The sequence below is a fragment of the Dyella mobilis genome (assembly GCF_016904945.1).
GTDB lineage: Bacteria > Pseudomonadota > Gammaproteobacteria > Xanthomonadales > Rhodanobacteraceae > Dyella_B > Dyella_B mobilis.
Window position 1 is genome coordinate 1,498,424 of sequence record NZ_JADIKF010000040.1, and the last position, 22,480, is coordinate 1,520,903.

19 protein-coding genes are annotated in these 22,480 nt (G+C 63.5%); 8 read left to right on the forward strand and 11 right to left on the reverse strand.

The genetic code is table 11. The annotated features are described in order from the left end of the window. Nucleotides 1-75: 75 nt before the first annotated feature. Nucleotides 76-3,018, reverse strand: coding sequence for a ligand-binding sensor domain-containing diguanylate cyclase (locus tag ISS99_RS22950; protein ID WP_284343703.1), 2,943 nt, complete (start codon nucleotides 3,016-3,018; stop codon nucleotides 76-78). 272 nt (nucleotides 3,019-3,290) lie between these two features. Here ISS99_RS22950 and ISS99_RS22955 point away from each other — a divergent pair, with 272 nt between their 5' ends. Continuing rightward, nucleotides 3,291-3,545 carry a hypothetical protein gene (locus tag ISS99_RS22955; protein ID WP_204633908.1) on the forward strand — a complete coding sequence of 85 codons (255 nt, stop codon included), beginning with the start codon at nucleotides 3,291-3,293 and terminating at the stop codon, nucleotides 3,543-3,545. Here ISS99_RS22955 and ISS99_RS22960 read toward each other — a convergent pair. Together ISS99_RS22960 and ISS99_RS22965 are read right to left on the reverse strand one after the other, a co-directional pair. Continuing rightward, entirely contained in the window at nucleotides 3,542-4,876 is a 1,335-nt protein-coding gene (locus tag ISS99_RS22960) for an APC family permease (RefSeq protein WP_204633909.1), read from the reverse strand. The two genes, ISS99_RS22955 and ISS99_RS22960, sit on opposite strands and share 4 nt — an antisense overlap. Nucleotides 4,877-4,919: 43 nt before the next feature. Beyond that, nucleotides 4,920-5,612: a type 1 glutamine amidotransferase domain-containing protein gene (locus ISS99_RS22965; protein ID WP_204633910.1), complete on the reverse strand. Its 693-nt coding sequence runs from the start codon at nucleotides 5,610-5,612 to the stop codon at nucleotides 4,920-4,922. A gap of 326 nt (nucleotides 5,613-5,938) precedes the next feature. On the opposite strand from ISS99_RS22965, the gene ISS99_RS22970 reads away from it, so the two are divergent. The 4 genes from ISS99_RS22970 to ISS99_RS22985 all read left to right on the forward strand — a co-directional run bounded on the left by ISS99_RS22970 (nucleotide 5,939) and on the right by ISS99_RS22985 (nucleotide 10,936). Further along, on the forward strand, nucleotides 5,939-6,865 hold the full coding sequence (locus ISS99_RS22970) for an ATP-grasp domain-containing protein (protein ID WP_204633911.1): 927 nt from the start codon (nucleotides 5,939-5,941) through the stop codon (nucleotides 6,863-6,865). Between the two features lie 12 nt (nucleotides 6,866-6,877). Further along, nucleotides 6,878-8,002 (forward strand): DNA polymerase IV, encoded by a 1,125-nt coding sequence (gene dinB / locus ISS99_RS22975; protein ID WP_425490495.1) that lies wholly within the window; start codon nucleotides 6,878-6,880, stop codon nucleotides 8,000-8,002. 5 nt (nucleotides 8,003-8,007) lie between these two features. Beyond that, nucleotides 8,008-10,167 carry an alpha-glucuronidase family glycosyl hydrolase gene (locus ISS99_RS22980; protein WP_204634031.1) on the forward strand — a complete coding sequence of 720 codons (2,160 nt, stop codon included), beginning with the start codon at nucleotides 8,008-8,010 and terminating at the stop codon, nucleotides 10,165-10,167. Nucleotides 10,168-10,267: 100 nt separating this feature from the next. After that, nucleotides 10,268-10,936 (forward strand): hypothetical protein, encoded by a 669-nt coding sequence (locus ISS99_RS22985; RefSeq protein WP_204633913.1) that lies wholly within the window; start codon nucleotides 10,268-10,270, stop codon nucleotides 10,934-10,936. A gap of 53 nt (nucleotides 10,937-10,989) precedes the next feature. On the opposite strand, the gene ISS99_RS22990 is transcribed toward ISS99_RS22985, so the two are convergent. The 3 genes from ISS99_RS22990 to ISS99_RS23000 all read right to left on the reverse strand — a co-directional run bounded on the left by ISS99_RS22990 (nucleotide 10,990) and on the right by ISS99_RS23000 (nucleotide 13,195). After that, nucleotides 10,990-11,445 (reverse strand): DUF3828 domain-containing protein, encoded by a 456-nt coding sequence (locus tag ISS99_RS22990; RefSeq protein ID WP_204633914.1) that lies wholly within the window; start codon nucleotides 11,443-11,445, stop codon nucleotides 10,990-10,992. A gap of 9 nt (nucleotides 11,446-11,454) precedes the next feature. Next, nucleotides 11,455-11,883, reverse strand: coding sequence for a CHAP domain-containing protein (locus ISS99_RS23820; protein ID WP_425490492.1), 429 nt, complete (start codon nucleotides 11,881-11,883; stop codon nucleotides 11,455-11,457). Nucleotides 11,884-12,217: 334 nt separating this feature from the next. Continuing rightward, nucleotides 12,218-13,195, reverse strand: a complete 978-nt coding sequence (locus ISS99_RS23000) for an alpha/beta hydrolase fold domain-containing protein (protein WP_204633916.1) — start codon at nucleotides 13,193-13,195, stop codon at nucleotides 12,218-12,220. A 115-nt stretch (nucleotides 13,196-13,310) separates the two neighbouring features. On the opposite strand from ISS99_RS23000, the gene ISS99_RS23005 reads away from it, so the two are divergent. Next, nucleotides 13,311-13,940 (forward strand): TetR/AcrR family transcriptional regulator, encoded by a 630-nt coding sequence (locus ISS99_RS23005; protein ID WP_204633917.1) that lies wholly within the window; start codon nucleotides 13,311-13,313, stop codon nucleotides 13,938-13,940. A gap of 107 nt (nucleotides 13,941-14,047) precedes the next feature. Here the strand turns inward: ISS99_RS23005 and ISS99_RS23010 are convergent, their stop codons facing one another. Beyond that, the gene (locus ISS99_RS23010) at nucleotides 14,048-14,386 is read right to left on the reverse strand and encodes a hypothetical protein (protein WP_204633918.1); all 339 of its coding nucleotides are present in this window, start codon (nucleotides 14,384-14,386) and stop codon (nucleotides 14,048-14,050) included. Nucleotides 14,387-14,640: 254 nt separating this feature from the next. Here ISS99_RS23010 and ISS99_RS23015 point away from each other — a divergent pair, with 254 nt between their 5' ends. Further along, nucleotides 14,641-15,327, forward strand: a complete 687-nt coding sequence (locus ISS99_RS23015) for a hypothetical protein (protein ID WP_204633919.1) — start codon at nucleotides 14,641-14,643, stop codon at nucleotides 15,325-15,327. Between the two features lie 130 nt (nucleotides 15,328-15,457). On the opposite strand, the gene lpdA is transcribed toward ISS99_RS23015, so the two are convergent. The 4 genes from lpdA to ISS99_RS23035 all read right to left on the reverse strand — a co-directional run bounded on the left by lpdA (nucleotide 15,458) and on the right by ISS99_RS23035 (nucleotide 20,595). Next, a complete protein-coding gene (gene lpdA / locus ISS99_RS23020; RefSeq protein WP_204633920.1) occupies nucleotides 15,458-17,245 on the reverse strand; it encodes a dihydrolipoyl dehydrogenase in 1,788 nt (595 codons plus the stop codon). Between the two features lie 13 nt (nucleotides 17,246-17,258). Further along, a complete protein-coding gene (gene aceF / locus ISS99_RS23025; RefSeq protein ID WP_204633921.1) occupies nucleotides 17,259-18,632 on the reverse strand; it encodes a dihydrolipoyllysine-residue acetyltransferase in 1,374 nt (457 codons plus the stop codon). Nucleotides 18,633-18,779: 147 nt separating this feature from the next. Further along, a complete protein-coding gene (locus tag ISS99_RS23030; protein ID WP_204633922.1) occupies nucleotides 18,780-19,616 on the reverse strand; it encodes a mechanosensitive ion channel family protein in 837 nt (278 codons plus the stop codon). A gap of 172 nt (nucleotides 19,617-19,788) precedes the next feature. Continuing rightward, nucleotides 19,789-20,595, reverse strand: a complete 807-nt coding sequence (locus ISS99_RS23035; RefSeq protein ID WP_204633923.1) for a DUF2884 family protein — start codon at nucleotides 20,593-20,595, stop codon at nucleotides 19,789-19,791. A gap of 222 nt (nucleotides 20,596-20,817) precedes the next feature. On the opposite strand from ISS99_RS23035, the gene ISS99_RS23040 reads away from it, so the two are divergent. Then, entirely contained in the window at nucleotides 20,818-22,476 is a 1,659-nt protein-coding gene (locus ISS99_RS23040; RefSeq protein WP_204633924.1) for an FAD-binding dehydrogenase, read from the forward strand. Nucleotides 22,477-22,480 lie beyond the last annotated feature (4 nt).

Sequence of the window (22,480 nt, forward strand, 5' to 3'; positions counted from 1 at the left end):
CCTTTTTGGGTGAAAATAGAAGATCCACCCGTGCATTGGAACTAGCGTAGAATAATCAATGCTTTAGCGTACTAACTACGAGCGGGCGACGGCATCCGCCGGCGGCACCTCACCCACCACCACGCGATTGCGGCCACCGGACTTGGCGCGATAGAGCGCCGCATCGGCGCGCCGGACCAGATCCACCCCCACGCGATCCCGCGGGTCCAGCCAGGTCACGCCGACGGAACAGGTCATCGACAAGAGCAGACCCTCGATATCGAGAGGATGGTTGGCAATGGCCAGGCGGAAGGCTTCGAAAGGCGCCAGATCGCCCGGCTGCATGCCCGGCAACACGACCAGGAATTCTTCTCCGCCACAGCGGCCGAGCGTGGCGGTAGCCGGCAGCACCTTGCACAGATACGAGGTGATTTTGACCAGCACCGCGTCGCCGGCCAGATGGCCGTGACGATCGTTGATGTGCTTGAAGTGGTCGAGGTCGATCAACGCCACGGCCAGCGGTTGAGCGCACTCCTGTGCGTGGGCAAAGGCCTTGGCAAGCGTGTCGAAGATGCGGGCTCGATTGGGTAGACCGGTCAGCGTGTCGTGATTGGCCTGATGCCACAACGCGGCACGCGCTTCTTCCAATGCTTTCTTGTCCACTTCCAGTTCGTGCGTGCGCTGCGCCACCAATTGCTCGAGCTTGCGCGCCTTGACGTGCAAATGCCGCGTGCGCAGCAGCCAGGTCAACGTGATGCCCAGCACGAGCAACAGGCATCCGCCGACGATCGCCGGCGTACGCCGCCACCACGGCGGCACGATGCTCAACGGCAATGATGCGACGGGCGACAACTGCCCGCTGTCCGGATCGTACGCGGCCACCTCGAACACGAAATCGCCGGGCGGGAGCGGCGGATAGTCGATCTGCGATCGGCTCGAACTCATCCACTGCTGCTCCAGTCCACGCAACCGATAGCGGAATTGCAGCGTGCTGCGCGTCGGTGCGCCCACCGTGGCAACGTGCACGGTCAGCGCTTGCTCCGGCGAAAAATCGAAGCGATAGCTGGATGCCGGCGCCCGCGCTGCGCCGCCAAGACTCAGTTCGCTGATGACCACGCGCAACGATTCGGAGGTGGTCAGCGAATCCGGATGCAGGATGTGGGAAATGCCACTGCTGGTCCCCACCCAGATCGAACCGTCCGGATCTTCCAGGAACGCCCCTTCCGTGACGTCGTCCCAGATCAAGCCGTCGTCTTCGGTCAGGTGACGCCAATGCTTGCCGTTGAAAAACTCCACGCCGTCGCTGCCGCCGATCCACAGCCAGCCGCGTCGATCGTGCCGGATGAAATAGATGCGCGAGTTATCCAGAAACGGATTGTCGACACGCTGCACGTGCATGCTGTCGCCATCCGTGATGTGCCCCTGCCACAAGCCGTCGAAGGTGCCGGCCAGGTAAAAATCGCCATCTGAAAGAATATCCAGATCCAGATAACTGCCATCCGATGGCGTACCCACGACGTGCACCCGCTCCCAGCGGCCGTGATCGAAGCGAAACACCCCGGCATCGCCCACGGCCCAGATCCGGCCTTGCGCATCTTCTTTTGCGGCAAAGAAAACACTGTCGGGAATCACGCCCTCGCCGGCGCGCTGCACTGCACGGCCGTCGTAAACGTACACGCCGTGCTCAGTACAAAACCACGTGCGCCCTTGGCTATCGAAAAACGCACCGTGCGCATAAGCGGGCGAATGCGCCAACTCTTCCGTGCTTCCGTCACTGGCGCGATAGCGCAGCAACTCGCCCGAATAATAAACAGCCAGCACATCGCCGTTGGGCAATGCATGCAACGCGATCGTTTCCTGCGCTTGCGGCGGCGCCTTCAGAGGCCAACGCTCCAGGCGCTTGGCGCCGGGCTTCAGCACACTGCCGCCCAGTTCATCGCCCACCCACAAGCTGCCGTCGCTGGCGCGCGCGAGCGACCAGGTAGGACTGCTGTCCAGGCCCTGCGCGATCTGCCAGCTCTGGATCTGGTCGTAGCCACGCCACTGCAGCACGCCACGCCCGTAAGTAGCGATCCACAACACGTGGTCGCGGTCATACAGGAGCGCATTGATGCCGATGTCGGGCAGGCTGTTGCCGGCGTTGAAGTTGCTCCAGTTGCGACCATCCCAACGAGCCAGGCCATCGTTGGAACGGGTGAGCAGGCGCCCCTGGCCATCCTCGACCATGTCCAGGTAGGCCGTCGCGACGCGTGCGCCGGGCAGGTCGTGATTGGTAAATACGCGAGCACCAGGCGCCAGCGCGCGAATGTAGAAAGGACTGCGCACCCACAAGCTGCCGTCGCGCGTACGCAGATAAGAGGTCCACGTATCCGGCGGAATGCCCTGCTGCCCGCCCCACACCTGTACGTGGTCGCCCGTCAGCTGGCAAAGGGATTTGCCGCAGCCAAACCACAGCACGCGCCCATCGGCGAATACGCTGGTGATGTCGGCAAGCACCGGCATCGCGCGCACGTCGGCATCATCGAAACGCAAACGCTCGCGCCAACCTTTTCCTGCCGGCTCGATCACCCACAGCCGATGCTCGCTTACGGCATATAGACGGCCATCCTGGTCGGCAAGCATGACGCCCGCGTCGATCTGCAGCGAATGCGCCGGAGCGGCAACCGGCGCGAAACGTTCGCCATCGCCCACGTAGAGCCCCGTACTCGTGCCCACCCACAGCCGGCCCGAGCCATCCTGATGCAAGGCGGTAATGAAACTGGCCTGCAAGCCATTGGCAGCGCCGATGCGCTGAAACACGCGGCCATCGAAGCGATACAGCCCGTACTCCGTGCAGACGTAGACGAAACCCTGGCGATCTTGCAGCAGGCAATTGTCTTCAAGGCTCCCCAGACCTTGCGCCTGGGTAAAAGAAGCAAGACTGGCTGCCTGCCCACGAGCGGGCGGCGCCAAACCCAGCCAGGCCAGCGCAACGAGCACGACCACCAGGGCGCGCCAGCAATGCCGCACCCACGCAGGTCCGTCCAGCAAACCGTCCACCGCTTTCAACGCGCGAGCCCCTGTTCGCTCTATGCCCCCCGCTACAGGCCCGCATGCGCCAAGTCCGGGCGGGCGAGCAGGTCCGTAACGTCTTTTCAGCCAAGCGCATGATAAGCCAAGGTGGATCGGCAGACCCGAAGTCCTGGGCTTCACACCCGTTTCACGCCGGAATACGTGCCATGGTCCATCGCGCACGCGGCGCCATGGATAACCGGCGGGAGGATTCCAGCATGGGTTACAAGACACCTCCGCTTCATCGCGGAATCCATCCCATGAAGATGAACTGGCTGTGGCGACTGACCTGCGACGTCGGCCACGTCGGCGTCGACGAAGTTGTCTCGGCGCTGGCCAAGGCCGACGTTCGAGTCGAGCGCAAGCGCGCGCAAGGGTGGCTCAAGTCGGAGGGCGAGGACGGCTACTTTCCGCTGACCATCGCAGAGCTGGAACAAAACCTGCGCGCGCTGCAGGCGTCCCGCTCCGATCCGCTCCCTCACGAAGCGGACAACGACTCGACCGAGCAGCCTTAGGTACTTGTCCGGCGCTTCTCCGAACGCCGCCACAGCGCGTACACCGGGATGCCGCAGGCAATGATCACCAGGCTCATGCCGGCATCGCCGGGCGTGTTGATCGCGGTGGCGACGATCACGCAGGACACGGTGCAGACGAAGACAAGCGGCAGCAGCGGATACAGCGGTACGCGGTACGGCAAAGGTTGGTCGGCAAAATGGCGGCGATACCAGAACAGCGTGGCGATGCCGAAGGCATGGCCGAGCCATTCGCCCACCGTGGTGTAATCCAGCAACTGGTTGAAGCTGCCGGACAGGGTCAGCACGATCGCCCAGACGCCCAGCACCGCCAACGCGATCTGCGGAGCGCGATAGCGCGAGTCGATCTGTCCGACCGCGCGAAAAAACATGCGGTCGGCGCCCATCGTCTGCAGCACGCGCGCACCGCCCGCGATGGCGATGCTGCAATAACCGAAGGTGGAACAGGCGATGCCGATAGCCATGATCATGGCACCGTGCGAGCCGAACACGCGGCTCATCACATCGGCGGCCGGCGCGATGCTCGATGCCAGCCCCGCGTGCCCCAAGCCGACCAGGTAGGCCACATTCACCAGCAGATAGCACAACACCACGCCGGTCATGCCCAGCGCCAGCGCACGCGGCAAGGTGCGTTGCGGGTCGCGCACTTCACCAGCCATATCGTTGAGATAGTGGAAGCCGCCATAGGCAAACAGCACCGGCAGCAAGGCGCCGATCCACGCACCGGGCGGCACCGGATGCGCCACATCCACCTCCGCGACGCTCCCCAGATGCCCATGCGCCATCGCCAGCCCCACCACGATCAGCATCGTGATCGCCGCCAGCTTCAACACGGTAAACAGGTTCTGCATCCACGCACCGGCGCGAATGCCGAAGAAATTCACGCCGACGATAAAGGCGATCGCGCCCACTGCGAACGGCTTCACCCACAAGCCCGGCAAGCCGGCGGCGCGGCAAGCGTAGTCGGCAAAGGTCGTGGCCACGGCCGCAACGCTGCCTGGGTAATTGATCAGCGCCATGGTCCAGCCGAACAGGAAGGCAGGCAGCGGACCGAAGGCTTCGCGCAGGTAGATGTAGATGCCGCCCGCCTGCGGCCTGCGCGCACCGAGTTCGGCGTAACAGAGCACGCCAGTCAGGGTGAGCAGGCCGCCGATCGCCCACAGCGCCAGCAAGGGCAGGCCCGAAGCGGTGCGCTCGGCCACGGTGGCTGGGGTGCGGAAGATGCCGCCGCCGATCACGCCGCCGACGACAATCGCCGCGCCGTCCCAAATGCCCAGCCGCCGAAGATAGGAGTTCGAGTTGGTATCAGTCATAGATGCCGACAGTAACCTGAGTCGGCACCGATTGTCTGGTGACCTATGGCCCTAGCGATCCACCCAGCAAAGCCAACACCGCCTGCGCGGCCGCCACCGACGATGCCGGATTCTGGCCGGTGATCAGCTTGCCCTCGGTGATCGCGTACGACTGCCAATTGTCCTTCTTGGAGTAACGGCCGCCGTTGGCCTTGAGCATGTCTTCGACCAGGAAGGGCACGATCTTGGTGAGGCCCACGGCATCTTCTTCGCTGTTGCTGAAGCCGGTGACCGCTTTGCCCTTCACCAGCGGCTCACCGTCGGCGCCGCGCGTGTGGCGGAAGATGGCCGGCGCGTGGCAGACCGCACCCAATGGCGTGCCCGCCGCGTAAGTGCGTTCGACCAACGCAATGGAATCCTTGTCTTCGGCCAGATCCCACAGCGGGCCGTGGCCGCCCGGATAAAACACGGCGTCGTATTCGCCCTTGGCGGCATCGGCGAGCTTGAGCGTGGTAGCCAGCGCCTTGGTCGCGGCAGCATCGGCGTGAAAGCGCTTGGTGGCTTCGGTTTGCGAATCGGGTTCGTCGCTGCGGGGATCGAGCGGCGGCTGCCCGCCCTTGGGCGAAGCCAGCACGATCTCGGCGCCGGCATCCTTGAACACGTAATACGGTGCGGCGAATTCCTCCAGCCAGAAGCCGGTCTTGTGATCCGTGTTGCCGAGCCGGTCGTGCGAAGTCAGAACCATCAGAATTTTCATCGATCACTCCTTGAGTAAAAAGCGCGCCCCGATCAGCGCCCACGTGGAGGGTGATGTAAGGATGCCTAGGGCAAGCATTCCGGAGCATCGGGCACCAGCCACCGATGATCGCACCCGGCACGATGCATCGGCGTGAAGTGACCAATGTCCCATTGACACCCCAAGGCGTCGCTCCGGATACTCGCCCCCGTTACGCGCCATGACCCGCTTTGGCTGGCGCATCGGCCCCGAGGGGTGCTGCAACGGACATCGCGTCCGCTACGCTCGGTCCGGCCGACCACCCACAACGTCAAAGGGCGCCCACCCCAGTTACTGGAGGTGTTCGCATGTCTTTGTCTCATTCCGGTTTTCGCCTTGCCATCGCCACCTGCGCGCAGTTTCCGCAGGTCTACCCGGACGACGCGTACTTCGTTACGCAGTTGGAACAGCTTGGCATAACACCCACCGTTTGCATCTGGAACGACCCGGCGGTGGACTGGGGCGCCTTCGATGCCGTGCTGATCCGCACGATTTGGGATTATTTCCGGCATTACACGGCCTTTCTTGCCTGGCTCGATACGCTCGACCGGCTGCACGTACCGGCCATTCACGATACGCACCTGATCCGATGGAACACCGACAAGCGCTATCTGCTGGAGTTGGAGCGCGCCGGCGTGGCGATCATTCCCACGCGCATTGCGCCCGCCGGGCAGCTTGCGCAAATCGTGCATACCGCCGTGGATGACGAACTGGTGATCAAGCCCGCCGTCAGCGGAGGCGCCTGGCATACCGTGCGCGGCACGCGCGGTACCGCGGCGTTCGAGCAAGCGCTGGCGGGTCTCCCCGCGGACCTGGATTTCCTGGTACAGCCGTTCGTGCCCGAGATCGCCGCGCACGGCGAGTGGTCCCTGCTCTACTTCGGCGGCCGCTACAGCCACGCCGTGCTCAAACGCCCCGCCAGCGGCGATTACCGCGTGCAGCAGGAGCACGGCGGCAGCACCGCCCTGGCGGTTCCGGATGCGGCCATCGTGCAGGCCGCGGATAAAGCCCTGGCGACGACTTCGGCCCTGTGGCATTGCGAGCTGGACTATGCCCGCGTGGACGGCGTGGTGATGAACGGACACTTCCACATCATGGAGCTGGAACTGACCGAGCCGCAGCTGTTCATGTCGATAAAGCCGGATGCCGCCGAGCGCTTTGCGGCACGTGTGCTCGAACGCCTACAGGGGCTGAGCGGCTCGCGCGGCACTGCACGAAGCGGCACGACGCCCTAGAATCGGTTCGTCATCCCACCATGCACAGCCGTGCCCACCCCACCATCACGCAAAATTTTGCACGTCGACATGGACGCGTTCTACGCGTCGGTCGAGCAGCGCGACGATCCGTCGTTGCGTGGCAAGCCCGTGGTGGTGGCGTGGCGCGGCGCGCGCTCGGTGGTGTGCGCGGCCAGTTATGAAGCACGCAAGTTCGGCGTGCGCTCCGCCATGCCGGCCGTGCGCGCCGAACGACTGTGCCCGCAGGCGGTGTTCGTGCCGCCGGATTTCGTGCGCTACAAAGCGGTATCGCGGCAGGTGCGCGAGATCTTCGCGCGCCACACCGACCTGATCGAACCGCTGTCATTGGACGAGGCGTATCTCGACGTCACGGTCACCAAGACCGGCCTGCCTTCTGCGACCGCCACGGCAGAGGCGATTCGCACGGCGATCCGCGAAGAGACGCAGCTCACCGCATCCGCAGGCGTGGCGCCGAATAAATTCCTGGCGAAGATCGCTTCCGACTGGAACAAACCCGATGGATTGTTCGTGGTACGCCCACACCAGGTGATGGCCTTTCTCGCGCCACTCCCCGTTGGGCGCCTGCCCGGCGTGGGCAAGGTGATGGAGGCGAAGCTGGAGGCATTGGGCCTCAAGACGGTGAGCGATCTGCGCGCCCTGTCCGAACTGGAAATGGAGCAACGTTTCGGCCGCTGGGGCGTGCGCCTGCACGAACTGTCGCTGGGTATCGACGACCATGCCGTGCAGCCCAACCAGCTCACCTTGCAGGTGTCATCCGAAGATACCTTCGAGCACGACCTCACGCTGGACGAACTCGAACCGCACATCCGCTACCTGGCCGCAAAAACCTGGGCCGCACACCAGCGCGAAGTGCAACGTGGCCGCGTGGCGCGCACCGTGGTGCTGAAACTGAAAACCTCCGATTTCCACACCCTCACCCGCAGCCTCACCCCTTCCGTGCATCCGCGCTCGGCGGAAGAACTGGCCGACGTGGCCTGCGCCTTGCGCGCACGCGTCGAGCGCCCCGCCGACAGCCGCTATCGCCTGGTGGGCGTGGGACTTTCCGGCTTCGTGGATCAGGACAGTTTCGTGGTGCAGGAGGACCTGTTTGAATCACTCGCGGCGCCGCCTACGTGAAGCCGATGCGCGCCTGCATCGCGTTTGCCGTGATCCTGCTCACGATGGCATGCGCAGGATGGGCGCGTGCCGAAGACGGTTACGACCTGTGGCTGCGCTATCGTCCACTGCCCCCGGCACAGATGAAGCTTTACGGCGGCCGGGCGTCCCAATTGGTGCTTGCCGCCGACACACCCACCCAGCGCGCGACCCGGGATGAGTTGCAACGTGGATTGAGTGGATTGCTCGGGCGCGACATTCCCCTCACCCAAACCGTGTTGCACGATGGTGCAATTGTCGTCGGCACAGCCGCGTCTTCGCCACTGATCGCCCGGCTGCACTGGGATACCAGGAACCTGGGCAGTGAAGGCTATCTCATCCGCAGCGCAGTGATCGACGGACACGCCGCCACCGCCATCGTCGGCAACAGCGATATCGGCGCACTGTATGGTGCCTTCCGCTTTCTGCGCCTGCTGCAAACCGGGCAACACATCGATCGACTCGACCTGCACGATGCACCGCATTTGACCTTGCGCGTGCTCGACCACTGGGATTATCTCAACGGCCAGGTGGAGCGCGGCTATGCCGGCGCTTCGATCTGGGACTGGTGGAAGCTGCCCGACTGGCGCGATCCGCGCTATACCGACTATGCACGCGCCAATGCATCGATCGGCATCAACGGCAGCGTGCTCAACGATGTCGCCGGCGGTGCGACCATTCTCACGCCCACCTATCTGCAAAAAGTGGCGGCGCTGGCGGATGTATTCAGGCCCTACGGCATTCGCGTATACCTGAGCATCCGCTTCAGCGCACCGATTGAAATCGGCGGATTGAAAACCGCCGATCCGCTCGACCCGCAGGTGCGCGCCTGGTGGCGTGCCAAGGCCGACGAAATCTACCGCCTGATTCCAGACTTCGGCGGCTTCCTGGTCAAGGCCAATTCCGAAGGCCAGCCCGGTCCGGCCGATTACGGTCGCACGCATGCCGATGGCGCCAACGTGCTGGCCGACGCCCTGGCACCGCACGGCGGCGTGGTGATGTGGCGCGCCTTTGTGTATTCGCAGGCAAATCCGGAAGATCGCGCCAAGCAGGCTTACGATGCGTTCAAGCCGCTCGACGGGCAATTTCGCGCCAATGTGCTGGTGCAGGTAAAGAACGGCCCGATCGATTTCCAACCGCGCGAGCCTTTTCATCCGCTGTTCGGCGCCATGCCGAAGACGCCGCTGATGATGGAATTCGAAATCACCAAGGAATACCTCGGCTTCGCCACGCACCTGGTCTACCTCGGCCCGGTGTATGAAGAAGTGCTGTCGTCCGACACCATGACGCACGGCAAAGGCTCCACCGTGGCCAAGGTGATCGACGGTTCGCTGGAGGGCCATCGCCTGACCGGCATGGCCGGCGATGCCAACATCGGCACGGACCGCGACTGGTGCGGCTCGGATTTCAATCAGGCCAACTGGTACGTCTTCGGCCGTCTCGCGTGGAACCCGTCGCAGTCATCGCGAACCATTGCCGAAGAATGGGTGCGCATGACCTTCAGCAACGACGACGCCTTCGTCAAACCCGTGGTCGACATGATGATGGGTTCGCGCGAAGCCGCCGTCGACTACATGACACCGCTTGGCCTGGTGCACTTGATGGGCCCCGGTCATCACTATGGGCCGGCACCCTGGGATGCCAGCGAAGCCGAAGCCGATTGGCGGCCGGTCTACTACCACCGCGCCGACAAGCAAGGCATCGGCTTTGATCGCACCCGCAGCGGTAGCGACGCGGCAGCGCAATATGCACCGCCAGTAGCCGCACAGTTCAGCGACATCCAGCAAACGCCCGAGCGCTTCCTGCTCTACTTCCACCACGTCCCTTGGGACTATCGCATGCGCTCCGGCCAGACCCTCTGGTATGAGCTGGTGGCGCACTACGCGCAAGGCGTGGAAGACGTAAAGCGGATGCGCGAAACCTGGCGCGGCCTGCACGGCTACGTCGACGAGCAGCGCTACCAGCAGACCGCCAGCTTCCTCGCGATCCAGGAAAAGGAAGCGCAGTGGTGGCGCGATGCCTGTATCGCCTATTTCCAGAGCATCTCCGGCCAGCCCCTGCCACCGGGCTATGCGCCGCCCGAGCATTCGCTCAAGTATTACCAGTCGCTTTCCTTCCCCTATGTGCCGGGCTTTTCTTCCTGGTGAGCTTGCGGTTTCACTTTCCGCGCAGCGCCCAGACTGGTTACGCTTGCACCTGTCCCGCCCAGTGGTTGCCGCCATGCATCTCGAATTGCCCGAAACGCAAATGAAATCGCTGAAAGACGCGCTCAAGCACTATCTGATGATCGTGCTCAGCATCCTCACGGCCTTGGGGTTGGAAGCCTGGATCGAACATGCGCATCACAAACATGCGGCGGAGGCGGCCAGCGCACAGATCGACACGGAAATCCGCGCCAATCTGGCCGAGGTTAACAGCGCACTGGCGGAAGATGCCCAACGTGCGCAAATGCTGGCGAAGATTCGCGACGGCCTGGAGCGGGACCTGAAAGCCAATACGCCGGATGCCGTGATGGTGCAACACATCATGGCCGAGACAGGCAATCTGGCCGAAAGCCCCAACGATATCTCTCATCTCAACCTGCGTTGGCCCACCCTGCGTCAGGAGGCCTGGGACGTGGCGGTGGCGAACCAGTCGGTCAGCTGGATCGACGACAAGCGCATGTACGCTTACTCCGCCGCCTATGCCAACCAGCGCCAGACCAACAGCAATTTTACGGCGAACCTTGCGCTGACCATGAACGGTCCCAGGATGATCGACGTCTCCACCGACTTGCGCTCGGGCAACGTGCAACCGCGCGAGTTTCTGCACGTGGTGGCGCAGATGGCGGTGATGCTCGACCAAGCCAAAAACAGCCTGACCACCTTGCAGAAGCATCTGCAGGACGCCTTGCCGGATCAGGCCGCGGGAACCTAAGCTTCAAACCACGCGCGGACCGAATGGTCCGCGCGCCGGCCTGTCGATTCCGGTTATTCGTAATCCCAGGTGTCGTCCACCTTGGTGATTTTCCAACGGCCATCCTGCTTGCGCAGGAAAACCAACACGCTGATCTTGTCCTTGGAACCGAACGTCACCGGTACCACGACGACATCCCCGAGCGTGGTCGACGGATGCACCACCACGTTGGCAGCCCAGTCCTTCGGATCGTAATCCTGCACCTTGAGGAAATAATCGACATCGTGCGGCGGACCGGCGCGGTTGTAGACATCCTTGAGCCGGTCGACCGTCTTCTGCGACACGAATGAGTAGATGTCCTTTTCGCGCAGCGGATAGGTGTTGTCGTTGTCGTGCTTGAAAAACCACTGGTAGAAGCTGGCTACGGCAGCTTCCGGGGTGGCCGGTGCCTGCTGGGCCTGCAGCCTGGCGGGAAGCAGCCCGACGGTCATCAGCAAGACAACAACGAGCATGGAAGCAAGGCGTTTCATGTCGCCACCTCAATAATGCCGGTAAATAACGTATGAAGGCTTTGCGTTTCGATAGGACGGCCCCGGATACATCCCGTGCTGTTGGATGAAATCCGACACCCAATGCGTGCCATCGAAAATCGCCATGTGACCATCGGGGTGGCCTGGTGCCGGCTGGATGACCGCGACGTCGCCTTTGACGGGCGTACCCTGCACGGACTGAAATCCCGCGGATTGCAGACTGTTTCCATAATCCTTGGCGTAGTGGGTGCGGTTCAAGGTGATGCCGCCAGCCTGGATGGCCTGGCGCACGTGCTCGGCGCACTGCCCTTTTCCGAATCCACCTACCTGGTGCTTCTGTGCGTAATCTACGGCCTTGGTTTGATTCCACATGCCGGACATATTCGTGCCTCCTGCGCAAATCCCGTTGATTGAAAATCCTCTCGCGTAGACGCACATCGCGAGCCGCCGCTAGGCGTGGCCATCCACCACGCCGGGCAAGCATATTTTCCAATAATCGGCAATGCAATATCCGATACAGGTAAATGAGTAACCGGTAATATTATCGAAAGAAATCGCAATCGCACCGTGGATCAAATTAAAAGCCTAAAGGCTTGAGATATTCCCTGAGGGCTCCCCAACGTTTTGCTTGGGTATTTCCGCAAAAACAGCGGCACTTCCAACTTGATCGAAACCTTCAAAAAGACTCGCCGTCATCCCAGCCTTCGCTGGGATGACGAGCAAAAAACCCGGGGGAGTCTCGGAGACATTCCCGCCTCTTTTTAAAATCACCTCAGCTCGCCATCACGCCCTGCGCCGCAGCACGCAGAATGATCGCGCGCGCCTGCCGCCCTTCCGGGGTCGGCATGCCGGCGTAGTTGTGCGGTTGGCCTTGGCGCAGGTGCAGCTCGAAAGGCACGCCCGCCGCCCGTGCCTTTGCGGCGAGGTCGATGCTGTCGGGATAGAGCAGATCCAGCGTGCCGGCGAAGGCGATCATCGGCGCCAGGCCGTGAAAATCGCCGTTCAATGGGCTGACATAAGGGTGCGCGTGGTCCAGGTCGTCGGCATACAGGCGTGCCAATTCGGCGATGCCCGGCATGTCCTGCAGCGGATCGGCGGCGGCCAGCGCCACCTGTTCTTCGCGTTCCATCGAGGTAGTGACCCACGGCGAGATCAACACCAGGCCGTCGGGCTGCGGATAGCCGGTGTCGCGCAACCACTGCGCCGCCGCTACGCCCAATCCGGCACCGGCCGAATTGCCGATGACGGTAACTTTGGCCGGCGCCACGTCCTGCACGAGCTTGTGCAATAACTCGCCGGTCGCCGGCACCAGTTCCTTCGCCGTGACACGCGGCATCAACGGGTAAATGGGCACGACGCAACGGACGCGTGCATGGCGCGTCAAGTCGGCGATAAAACGCCAATGGCCGCGAACGATCTCGTTGATAAATCCGCCACCGTGCAAAAACAACACGTAACGCCCGGTGTCCTCGCCGCTCGCGCAGGTGCTGGTGTAGACCGGCCATCCGGCCACGTCCTTCAAGGTGACGCGGATATCGCGACCCAGCTCGCCAGGCCCGTAAGGTGCCGGGCGCAGTACCCGTTTGCGTACGTGCGCCTGCACCGCAGCCGCGGACGCCATGCCTTTCTTGATCGGGAGCAGCCGCAGGGCCGCGTTGAGCCACTGGCTCTGCCAGCTCGGCTTCGCTTCGATCACGGAATCCACGCGCGCGGCGGCATCGAGCCGCTGCGACAGGTTGCTCACGTTCATGGCCACGTCCTGCCTGGGGAATGGGCTGCTTTCACGGCGTTGCTTTCTCGCCGCCCGACAGGCATAGAATGCGAGCTATAGCTCTTATTTTCTACTCGCATTCGGGGTGCCGGAAATGGCGCGAAAACCGCTTACAAAACCCAGGAAATACGCGACCCAAGAGCGCTCGCGCGCAACCGTCGATGCACTGGTGGCGGCAACCGCTCGCATTCTGGTCAAAGAGGGTTACGACAAAGCCAGCACCAATCGGATCGCCGAAACGGCCGGCGTGAGCATCGGTTCGCTTTATCAATATTTCCCCAGCAAAGAGGCCCTGGTCGCTGCCGTTGTCGAACGGCACAACGAGGACATCATGGAGGTGGTGCACGCGGTGCTGCAGGAAACCGCCTCGCTGCCGATCGGGCTGGCGGTGCGCCAGCTCGTCACCGCGGCGATCGAGGCGCATCGGGTCGATCCGAAGCTGCATCGCGTGCTGGCCGAGCAGATTCCGCGTACGGGAAAACTTGAAACCATCGACACGCACGGCCGGCAGATCCATGCGCTATTCCTGGCTTATCTCCAAGCCCACAAGCACGAATTGCGCGTGCCCGATGTGTCGCTGGCGGCGTTTGTCTGCGTCACTTCGATCGAGGCGCTGACACACAACGCGGTGTTGCATCACCCCGAGATGCTCACCGACAAAGCGACCAAGACGCTGATCGACGAGGCCTCGCGCCTGGTGATCGGCTATCTGCAAGCACCATGACACCGAATGGCTACCTCGCGTACGCACGAGCACGGTGCGTTCGCCTAAAGTGCGGCACACCTTCCTCCAGGCGGCGTGCCGCGGTGGCGATCACACGGCAGACGCGTTTATCCGTCCGCTCCGGGATGGAGCGTCCCGGCGTACTGGCGCAGATAGAAGAGCGCAGCGTGCAGGCCGCTGGCTTCCGACGGAATCAGCGGCCAGGGACTCACCGAATCGTGCTCGCGCTGAATACGGGCACGCTTGCAGGCTTGGCTGTATTCCAGCAAACCTTCAATGGTGCCCATGGCGAGCAGCACGCCGGCCACGCGCATGCTGTCGGTAAGCCGCTTTTGCTGCGCCTGGCTCAAGGGATAGAGCTGCACGCGGGAGAACGGGACAGAATCAGAAATGGGTTCGTTGCGAACCGAGGGGCACTCGCGTGCCGTATGATCCGTGATAGCCATGATCAACATCCTTAGACGTGTTGGTTTTGGTTAGCGGGTCGGATGGGTTGCCGCCCATTCGATCCGCGACTTCACTGCATTGCTGCAATGGTCATCGACGCAACCCGGTTTGGAGACCGCGCCGATGACATGCCGACGGTATCAAAAAGCCGACCCGGCAGTCGCGTAGGTGTTCGCTGGTTTTGTTGTGCGCGTGAGTTACGCGCCATTTGATTGGTACGAAGCACCCTGATCCCTGGTAACGGAGCCGCATCATGCACGTGGACATACCCAAGCTTCCGATGGATTCGTTCAAGGACCTCGCCAAGCACTATCTGATGATCGTGCTGGGCATTCTTACCGCGCTGGGGCTGGAGGCGTGGATTGAACACGCACATCACGTGTCGGCGGCGGCTGACGCCAGCGCGCAGTTCGACCAGCAATTGCGCGTGAACCTGGACAACATCCGCCGCTCGATCCAGCGCAATACGGCAACGATGCAGAAGCTCGACAGTCTCGATGCGATGGTGACGGCCGATCTGCAGAAGGGTGTGCCCAGCGCGCAGATCAATCAACAGCTGCGCGCCCGCCGCGACGACTTCAAGATCGACATTCAAACGCCGGACACGCCGGTAAGCGCGTGGGATGTCGCCGTGGCCAACCAGTCGGTGTCGTGGATCGCACCGAGCAAATTGAGCGCGTATTCCACTGCCTACGCCGATATTCGCGCCATCGGGCAGTGGCGGCAGCACGGCGCGTTTCTGATGTTGGACTTGCCGCAGACGATGAATGTGATCACCGATATGAGCAAGGGCCAGGATGTCGATCCGATGCAGTTCCTGCGCGTGTTGGCACAATTGCGCGGCACGCTGCATTCGGCCGACAGCAATCTGGTGTCGGTGCAGGAAGATTTGCTGGCGGCGCTGCCGGATCAGGGGAAGAGTGGCGCGCAGGGGCAGTAGGTGCGATGACAAGCTGCTCCCTCTCCCCGAAGGAGAGAGGGGACGGTCCATCGCTTGAGCCAGCGTTTTCGCAGACACAAAAAAAAGAGCCCGGATAACCGGGCTCTTTTTTCATGCATAACACGAAGCCTTACTTCTTCTTCGGCATGTACAAGTCGGTGATGGTGCCTTCGTAAGCTTCCGCCGCCATGCCCACCGATTCGCTCAAGGTCGGATGCGGGTGGATGGTGAGGCCGATATCGGCCGCTTCGGCGCCCATCTCGATCGCCAGCGCGACTTCCGAAATCAAATCGCCGGCGTGCGGACCGACGATGGCGCCGCCGACTACGCGATGGGTTTCTTCGTCGAACAGCAGTTTGGTGAAGCCTTCGGTGCGGTCGATACCGATGGCGCGGCCGCTGGCCACCCAGGGGAATTTGCCTACACCGATCTTCAGGCCCTTTTCTTTCGCTTCGCGCTCGGTGACGCCGACCCAGGCGATTTCCGGATCGGTGTAGGCCACCGACGGAATCACGCGTGCATCGAAATGGCTCTTCTGGCCGGCCACCACTTCCGCCGCCACCTTGGCTTCGTGGGTGGCCTTGTGCGCCAGCATGGGCTGGCCGACCAGATCGCCGATGGCGAAGATGTGCGACACGTTGGTGCGCATCTGCGTATCGACGTTGATGAAGCCGCGCTCGGTGACGGCCACGCCGGCCTTGTCGGCGCCGACCTTGTTGCCGTTGGGCGAGCGGCCCACCGATACCAGTACGCGATCGAACACGCTGGTTTCGGGAATGCTCTCGCCTTCGTAGCTGACCTCGATGCCTTTCTTGGTGGCCTTGGCGTCCACCACCTTGGTCTTCAGGTGCACGCCCTTGAGCTTGCCGCCCAGGCGCTTGGCCAACGGCTTGATCAGGTCGGCATCGGCGCCGGGGATGATCTGGTCCATGAACTCGACCACGGTCACTTCGCTGCCGAGCGCGGAGTACACGGTGGCCATTTCCAGGCCGATGATGCCGCCGCCCACTACCAGCAGCTTGGCGGGAACGTCTTTGAGTTCCAGCGCGCCGGTGGAGTCGACGATGCGGTCGTCATCCCACGGGAATGCAGGCAGCTTCACCGACTGCGAACCGGCCGCGATGATGGCGTATTCGAAGCGCAGCAGCTTCTTGCCGTCGGCGGTATCGATTTCCATTTCGTTGGGCGACACGAAGTTGCCCACGCCCTGCACGGTGCGCACCTTGCGCTGCTTGGCCATGCCGGCCAGGCCACCGGTGAGCTGGCCGACCACCTTGGTCTTGAAGCCGCGCAGCTTGTCGATGTCGATCTTGGGCTTGCCGAAGCTGACGCCGTGCGCAGCCATGGCTTCGGCTTCGTCGATCACCGCAGCGGCATGCAGCAATGCCTTGGACGGAATGCAGCCGACGTTGAGGCAGACGCCGCCGAGGGCGGCATAACGTTCCACCAGCACGGTGTCGACGCCCAGGTCGGCAGCGCGAAAGGCGGCGGTATAGCCACCCGGACCGGAGCCGAGCACCACGAGCTTGCACTCGATGTCGGCCTTGCGACCGGTACCACCGGCCGCCTGCGGCGCAGGTGCAGCGGCAGCTTTGGCCGGAGCAGGAGCGGGCGCAGCAGGAGCTGGCGCCGGTGCGGGCGCCGCAGCCTTCGGGGCTTCGGCCGCAGCGGCAGCGCCTTCGGCTTCGATCACCGCAATGACCGCACCCTCGGAAACCTCATCGCCCACCTTGAGCTTGAGTTCCTTGATCACGCCGGCGGCGCTGGAGGGAATCTCCATCGTCGCCTTGTCCGATTCCAGCGTGATCAGGCTTTGTTCTTTGGCAACGGTGTCGCCGACTTTCACCATCACCTCGATCACCGGCACGTTATCGTGACCGCCGATGTCGGGGACTTTCACTTCGATCGTATTGGCCATGATCGTCTCCCCGTCAGAGCAGCAGGCGGCGGATGTCGCCGAGCTGGGTGGCGAGGAAGGAGGCGAAGCGCGCGGCGAGCGCGCCGTCGATCACGCGGTGGTCGTAGCTGAGCGACAGCGGCAGGATCAGGCGCGGCGCGAATTCCTTGCCGTTCCACACCGGTTTGGTCTGGGCCTTGGAGACGCCGAGGATGGCCACTTCCGGCGCGTTGACGATCGGCGTGAACGCGGTGCCGCCGATGCCGCCGAGCGAGGAAATGGAGAAGCAGCCGCCGGACATGTCGTTCGGGCCGAGCTTCTTGTCGCGCGCCTTCTTGGAAATTTCGCCCAGTTCCACGGCGAGATCCAGCAGGCCCTTCTTGTCGCAGTCGCGGATCACCGGCACGACCAGGCCGTCAGGCGTGTCCACCGCGATGCCGACGTGGAAGTATTTCTTGAGGATCAGCTTCTCGCCGCTCTCGTCGAGCGACGCGTTGAAGGTGGGGAATTTCTTCAGTGCCGCGACCACCGCCTTGATCTGGAACACCAGCGGGGTGATCTTCAGATCCTTGTTCTCTTCGCCGAGCTTCTTGCGGAAGGCTTCCAGCTCGGTGATGTCGGCATCTTCGTGCTGGGTGACGTGCGGGATCATCGCCCAGTTGCGCGCGAGGTTGGCGCCGGAAATCTTCTGGATGCGCGACAGCGGCTTTTCTTCGATCTCGCCGAACTTGGTGAAATCGACCTTCGGCCACGGCAGCAGGTTGAGGCCGCCGACCGAAGCGCTCCCGCCGGAAACCGGGCGGGCGCCGGAAGCCAGCGCATGCTTGACGTAGGCGGCGACGTCTTCACGCACGATGCGGCCGCTGCGGCCGCTGCCCTTCACCTGCTGGATGTCCACGCCCAGCTCGCGCGCAAAGGCGCGGATGGCCGGCGTGGCGTAGGGGGCATCGCCCGGCATGACCAGCTTGGCGTCGAACGGGGGGCGGGCCTGGGGCGCCACGTCACCCTCGGGCGCATTGCCGGGGAGCACGCTGCGGCCGCCCAGCGGGGCGGGTTCTTCCTTGACCTCGGGAGCCGCCGAAGCGGGAGCGGGAGCGGGAGCTGGCGCGGGGGCCGGAGCCGGCGCTTCGGCCTTGGCCGGGGCGGGGGCTGGCGCGGCGGCGGCACCGCTGGCTTCGATGATCGCGATCAGGGCGCCTTCGGAAACTTCGTCGCCCACCTTCAGTTTCAGTTCCTTGACCACGCCGGCAAACGGTGCCGGCACTTCCATCGTTGCCTTGTCCGACTCCAGGGTGATCAGGCTTTGATCCTTCTCAACCGTGTCACCGGGCTTGACCAGAACTTCGATGACGGGGACATCCGCGTGTCCGCCGATATCAGGAACGCGGGCTTCTTTAAGGTCGGCCATGATTTCTCCTGCAGAGCGAGGGCGGCCACGCTGGGGAAGGCGGAGGTGGCCGCAAGGCTTCCATCATAGCAACCGACACCCGCTACGGACATGCCGAATCAGCCTTAGACGGCCATGCGCATACGTATGCGAAAGGCTTCGCCCGGCTCAGCCGCCCGCAGCCGGGGCGTTGACGATGCGCACATCACGCTGGGGAAACGGAATGCTGATGTTTTCGGCATCAAACTGTTCCTTTACCGCGCGCAGCAGATCGGTCTGCGCCGGCCAGAAATCGGCATTGGCGGTATGCCCGCGCAGCAGCAAGTTGACCGAGCTGTCGCCGAGGCTGTCGGTCCAGACCGTCGGCGCCGGATCTTGCAGAATGCGCGGATCGGCCTGGAACAGGCGCTGCACCACGGCGATCGCCTTGCCGATGTCGTCGCCATAGCCGATGCCCACGCGCAACTCGAAGCGACGCGTGCCGCGTCGGCTGAAATTGATGATGGCATCCGCGCCGATCTTCGCATTGGGCACCACCGCTTCGCGGTTGTCCGCCAACACCAGCTGGGTGTGCATCAGGTTGATGCCTTCCACGGTGCCGTCGACGCCGCCGGCATGAATGAAATCGCCGACCTTGAACGGGCGGAACACGATCAGCAACACGCCCCAGGCCAGATTGCTCAGCGAACCCTGCAAGGCCAGGCCGATGGCCAGGCCGCCCGCACCGAGCGCTGCGAGCAAGGGCGCACTGGGAACACCGGCGGTCTGCAAGGCCATCACGATCAGCACGGCAATCAGCACACCGTAGACCAGGTTGCGCAGAAAGCCGCTCAAGGTCGGGTCGAACGATGCGCGGCCCATCGCACGCTGCAGGAAATTCGCCAGCCGCGCGGCGAGCCAGCCGCCGATCAGCAGAAGCAGCAAGGCTTCCAGCAGCGCCGGGCCGAAGGTGTGCACGAGTGAGGAAAGATCGTCGAGGGAGATCTGCAGCAGATGCTCGAACATGGCGTGGTCCCGGGCAAAACTGCCAAGAGCCTAGCAGCCGCAGGATCGGGACGCATGGGCGAAAGCCACGAAAAAAAGCTTCGCGACGCGCATTTTCCACATAAAAAAAGTGCCCGGGAGGGAATCCGGGCACGTGACTGTCCCATGCCGGGGAAGCATGGTGCCGGTGGGGTTACCGCTGGGCGTATTGGCTCGCCTTGTTGGAAACGTCCTTGTCAGGTGCAAGCAGCTGCAGGCGTTCGCCGCCGTCGAGACGGAAATCGAATTGCCGCTGCAATTGTTCGAGTGAAGCCAGGCGCGGGCATAGGCCTTGCGCGCGTTGGCCCAGTTTTTCGGCGGGCTCGTCGATGGCCTTGTCGAGGGTGCCGTCCAGCGCATTGGCGCGTGCCTGAAGCGACGCCAGCCGGTTGGCATCGCCGCTGAGCGCGTCGCTTACCGCATTGCCGGTGACGCGGCCGACCAGCTCGGCGATGGTCTTTTGCATGTTGTCGTTGAATATCTCTCCGGCATCGCCGGCCTTCCAGGTGCCGCGACCCAGGGTATCGTCGACTTGCTGCACGGCTTCTTCGTGCCGGTCGCGCAGGGACTGCAGCATTTCGCTGCGATCATCGCCGTTGTCGTCCAAAGTGGCGGCGACGGTGGTCAGGGCCGCGTAGCCCAGGTCCAGCCCATCGCGTGCAATGCCGGCCATCATCGGCACCAGGTCGCGCACTTGTTGTTCGTACTGGCGCAGGCGCACGACGTCGTCGCGCGACACGGCCACTGTGCGGCCATCCAGGCGCAGTTGTCCGTCGTGCATGAAGATGCTGCGCGGATGATCGCTGTCGCGGGTAAACATCAGCCCGTCGGACTGGATCTGGATGTCGTAGTCGCTGCTGTAGTTGCACTGCAGGTGAAAGTCGTGCACGCCGGTGGCCTGGGCGCTGCCCACGACGGCCAGCGCAAGCATCGGTACGAGACAAAGGACGTGGTGGCGCATGACATCTCCCCTCCCTAGAGCCTGGATCGGACTGTTCGTTACGAGCTTGGATGCCAGCCGATGCCCATAGGGTTTAACGGCACGACCCTGTCCGGCATGGCCCGTACGTCATCCCGTGCCATCGGTCATAGCCGCGCCGTTTCAGCGATGGCGCAGCGCACATAGGCAAACGATCCGGCGCGCGATAAGTTCCCCGTGGAGATGTGCCCAGGGGCAATGTGCATGCAATCCACCGATGTGATCGTGGTCGGCGGCGGTCTGGCCGGATTGGCCGCCGCCACGGAATTGACGGATGCCGGCCGGCAGGTGGTGGTGATCGAGCAGGAGCCCGAGCAAAGCCTGGGCGGCCAGGCACATTGGTCCTTCGGCGGCCTCTTTTTCGTTAACTCCCCCGAGCAACGTCGCATGGGGGTGCGCGACTCCCACGCACTGGCGCTGGCGGACTGGATGGGCTCGGCGGCCTTCGATCGCGCGGAAGACCTCTGGCCCCGCCGATGGGCCGAGGCCTATGTGGATTTTGCCGCGGGCGAGAAGCGTGCGTGGCTGCATGGCATGGGCATGCGCTGGTTTCCGGTGGTGGGATGGGCCGAGCGCGGCGGCTATGGCGCGATCGGCCACGGCAATTCCGTGCCTCGCTTCCACGTCACCTGGGGCACCGGCCCGGGCGTGCTGGAACCGTTCGTGCGCCGCGCGCGCGCTGCGCAGGAAAAAGGCCTGCTGCAGTTCGCCTTTCGTCATCGCGTGGATGCGCTGCTGGTGGAAAACGGCCGGGTGTGCGGCGTACGCGGAACGCGGTTGGCAGACGACCCGGTAGAACGGGGCAAACCCAGTTCGCGCGACGCGGCCGGCGATTTCGAATGGCGCGCGCAGGCGGTGATCGTCGCTTCCGGCGGCATCGGCGGCAATCACGAACTGGTGCGCAAGAACTGGCCGCAAGAGCGGCTGGGGTCACCGCCGGCGCACGTGCTTTGCGGTGTACCCGCGCACGTCGACGGCCGCATGCTCGGCATCAGCGAAGCGGCCGGTGCGCGACTGATCAACCGCGACCGCATGTGGCATTACGTGGAAGGCATCGAAAACTGGAATCCGATCTGGCCCGATCACGCGATACGCATCCTGCCTGGACCGTCGTCGCTGTGGCTCGATGCACGCGGGCAGCGTTTGCCCGGGCCGCTATGGCCCGGCTTCGACACGCTCGGTACGCTGGAATACCTGCGCCGCACGGGCTATGACTACAGTTGGTTCGTGCTGAACCAGTCGATCATCCGGCGCGAATTCGCCTTGTCCGGCTCCGAGCAGAATCCCGACCTGACCGGCAAGAGCTGGCGCCAGGTGGTCAAGCGCGCAGTCGGCAAGCAGGCGCCGGCACCGGTGGAAGCGTTCAAGCGCCACGGCCGCGACTTCGTCGTGCGCGACAACCTGGACGATCTGGTGGCCGGCATGAATGCACTGGCTGGCAACAGCTTGATCGACGCCGCACGGCTGCGCGAGGAGATCCTGGCGCGCGACCGGCAGTTCGACCATCCCTATGCAAAAGACGGCCAGGTGGTGGCCATCCACAATGCGCGCCGCTATTGCGGCGATCGGCTGGTTCGCGTGGCCAAGCCGCATCGCATGCTCGATCCGGCGCACGGACCCTTGATTGCCGTGCGCTTGAACATTCTTACGCGCAAAACGCTTGGCGGCCTGGAAACCGATTTGCAGGCACGAGTGCTCGCCCACGATGGACAACCCCTGCCCGGCCTGTATGCAGCCGGCGAAGCGGCCGGCTTCGGCGGCGGCGGCCTGCACGGCTATCGCGCGCTGGAAGGCAGTTTTCTCGGCGGCTGCCTGTTTTCAGGACGCGTGGCGGGCCGCGCCGCCGCCGCCGCCATAGCGTGAAGCC

Bases quoted from the DNA above. Each gene is read 5' to 3' on its own strand.
- ISS99_RS22955 (WP_204633908.1), top strand. From the start codon at position 3,291: ATGAAGATGAACTGGCTGTGGCGACTGACCTGCGACGTCGGCCACGTC.
- ISS99_RS22960 (WP_204633909.1), bottom strand. From the start codon at position 4,876: ATGACTGATACCAACTCGAACTCCTATCTTCGGCGGCTGGGCATTTGG.
- ISS99_RS22965 (WP_204633910.1), bottom strand. From the start codon at position 5,612: ATGAAAATTCTGATGGTTCTGACTTCGCACGACCGGCTCGGCAACACG.
- ISS99_RS22970 (WP_204633911.1), top strand. From the start codon at position 5,939: ATGTCTTTGTCTCATTCCGGTTTTCGCCTTGCCATCGCCACCTGCGCG.
- ISS99_RS22980 (WP_204634031.1), top strand. From the start codon at position 8,008: ATGCGCGCCTGCATCGCGTTTGCCGTGATCCTGCTCACGATGGCATGC.
- ISS99_RS22985 (WP_204633913.1), top strand. From the start codon at position 10,268: ATGAAATCGCTGAAAGACGCGCTCAAGCACTATCTGATGATCGTGCTC.
- ISS99_RS22990 (WP_204633914.1), bottom strand. From the start codon at position 11,445: ATGAAACGCCTTGCTTCCATGCTCGTTGTTGTCTTGCTGATGACCGTC.
- ISS99_RS23820 (WP_425490492.1), bottom strand. From the start codon at position 11,883: ATGTGCGTCTACGCGAGAGGATTTTCAATCAACGGGATTTGCGCAGGA.
- ISS99_RS23000 (WP_204633916.1), bottom strand. From the start codon at position 13,195: ATGAACGTGAGCAACCTGTCGCAGCGGCTCGATGCCGCCGCGCGCGTG.
- ISS99_RS23005 (WP_204633917.1), top strand. From the start codon at position 13,311: ATGGCGCGAAAACCGCTTACAAAACCCAGGAAATACGCGACCCAAGAG.
- ISS99_RS23010 (WP_204633918.1), bottom strand. From the start codon at position 14,386: ATGGCTATCACGGATCATACGGCACGCGAGTGCCCCTCGGTTCGCAAC.
- ISS99_RS23015 (WP_204633919.1), top strand. From the start codon at position 14,641: ATGCACGTGGACATACCCAAGCTTCCGATGGATTCGTTCAAGGACCTC.
- lpdA (WP_204633920.1), bottom strand. From the start codon at position 17,245: ATGGCCAATACGATCGAAGTGAAAGTCCCCGACATCGGCGGTCACGAT.
- aceF (WP_204633921.1), bottom strand. From the start codon at position 18,632: ATGGCCGACCTTAAAGAAGCCCGCGTTCCTGATATCGGCGGACACGCG.
- ISS99_RS23030 (WP_204633922.1), bottom strand. From the start codon at position 19,616: ATGTTCGAGCATCTGCTGCAGATCTCCCTCGACGATCTTTCCTCACTC.
- ISS99_RS23035 (WP_204633923.1), bottom strand. From the start codon at position 20,595: ATGCGCCACCACGTCCTTTGTCTCGTACCGATGCTTGCGCTGGCCGTC.
- ISS99_RS23040 (WP_204633924.1), top strand. From the start codon at position 20,818: ATGCAATCCACCGATGTGATCGTGGTCGGCGGCGGTCTGGCCGGATTG.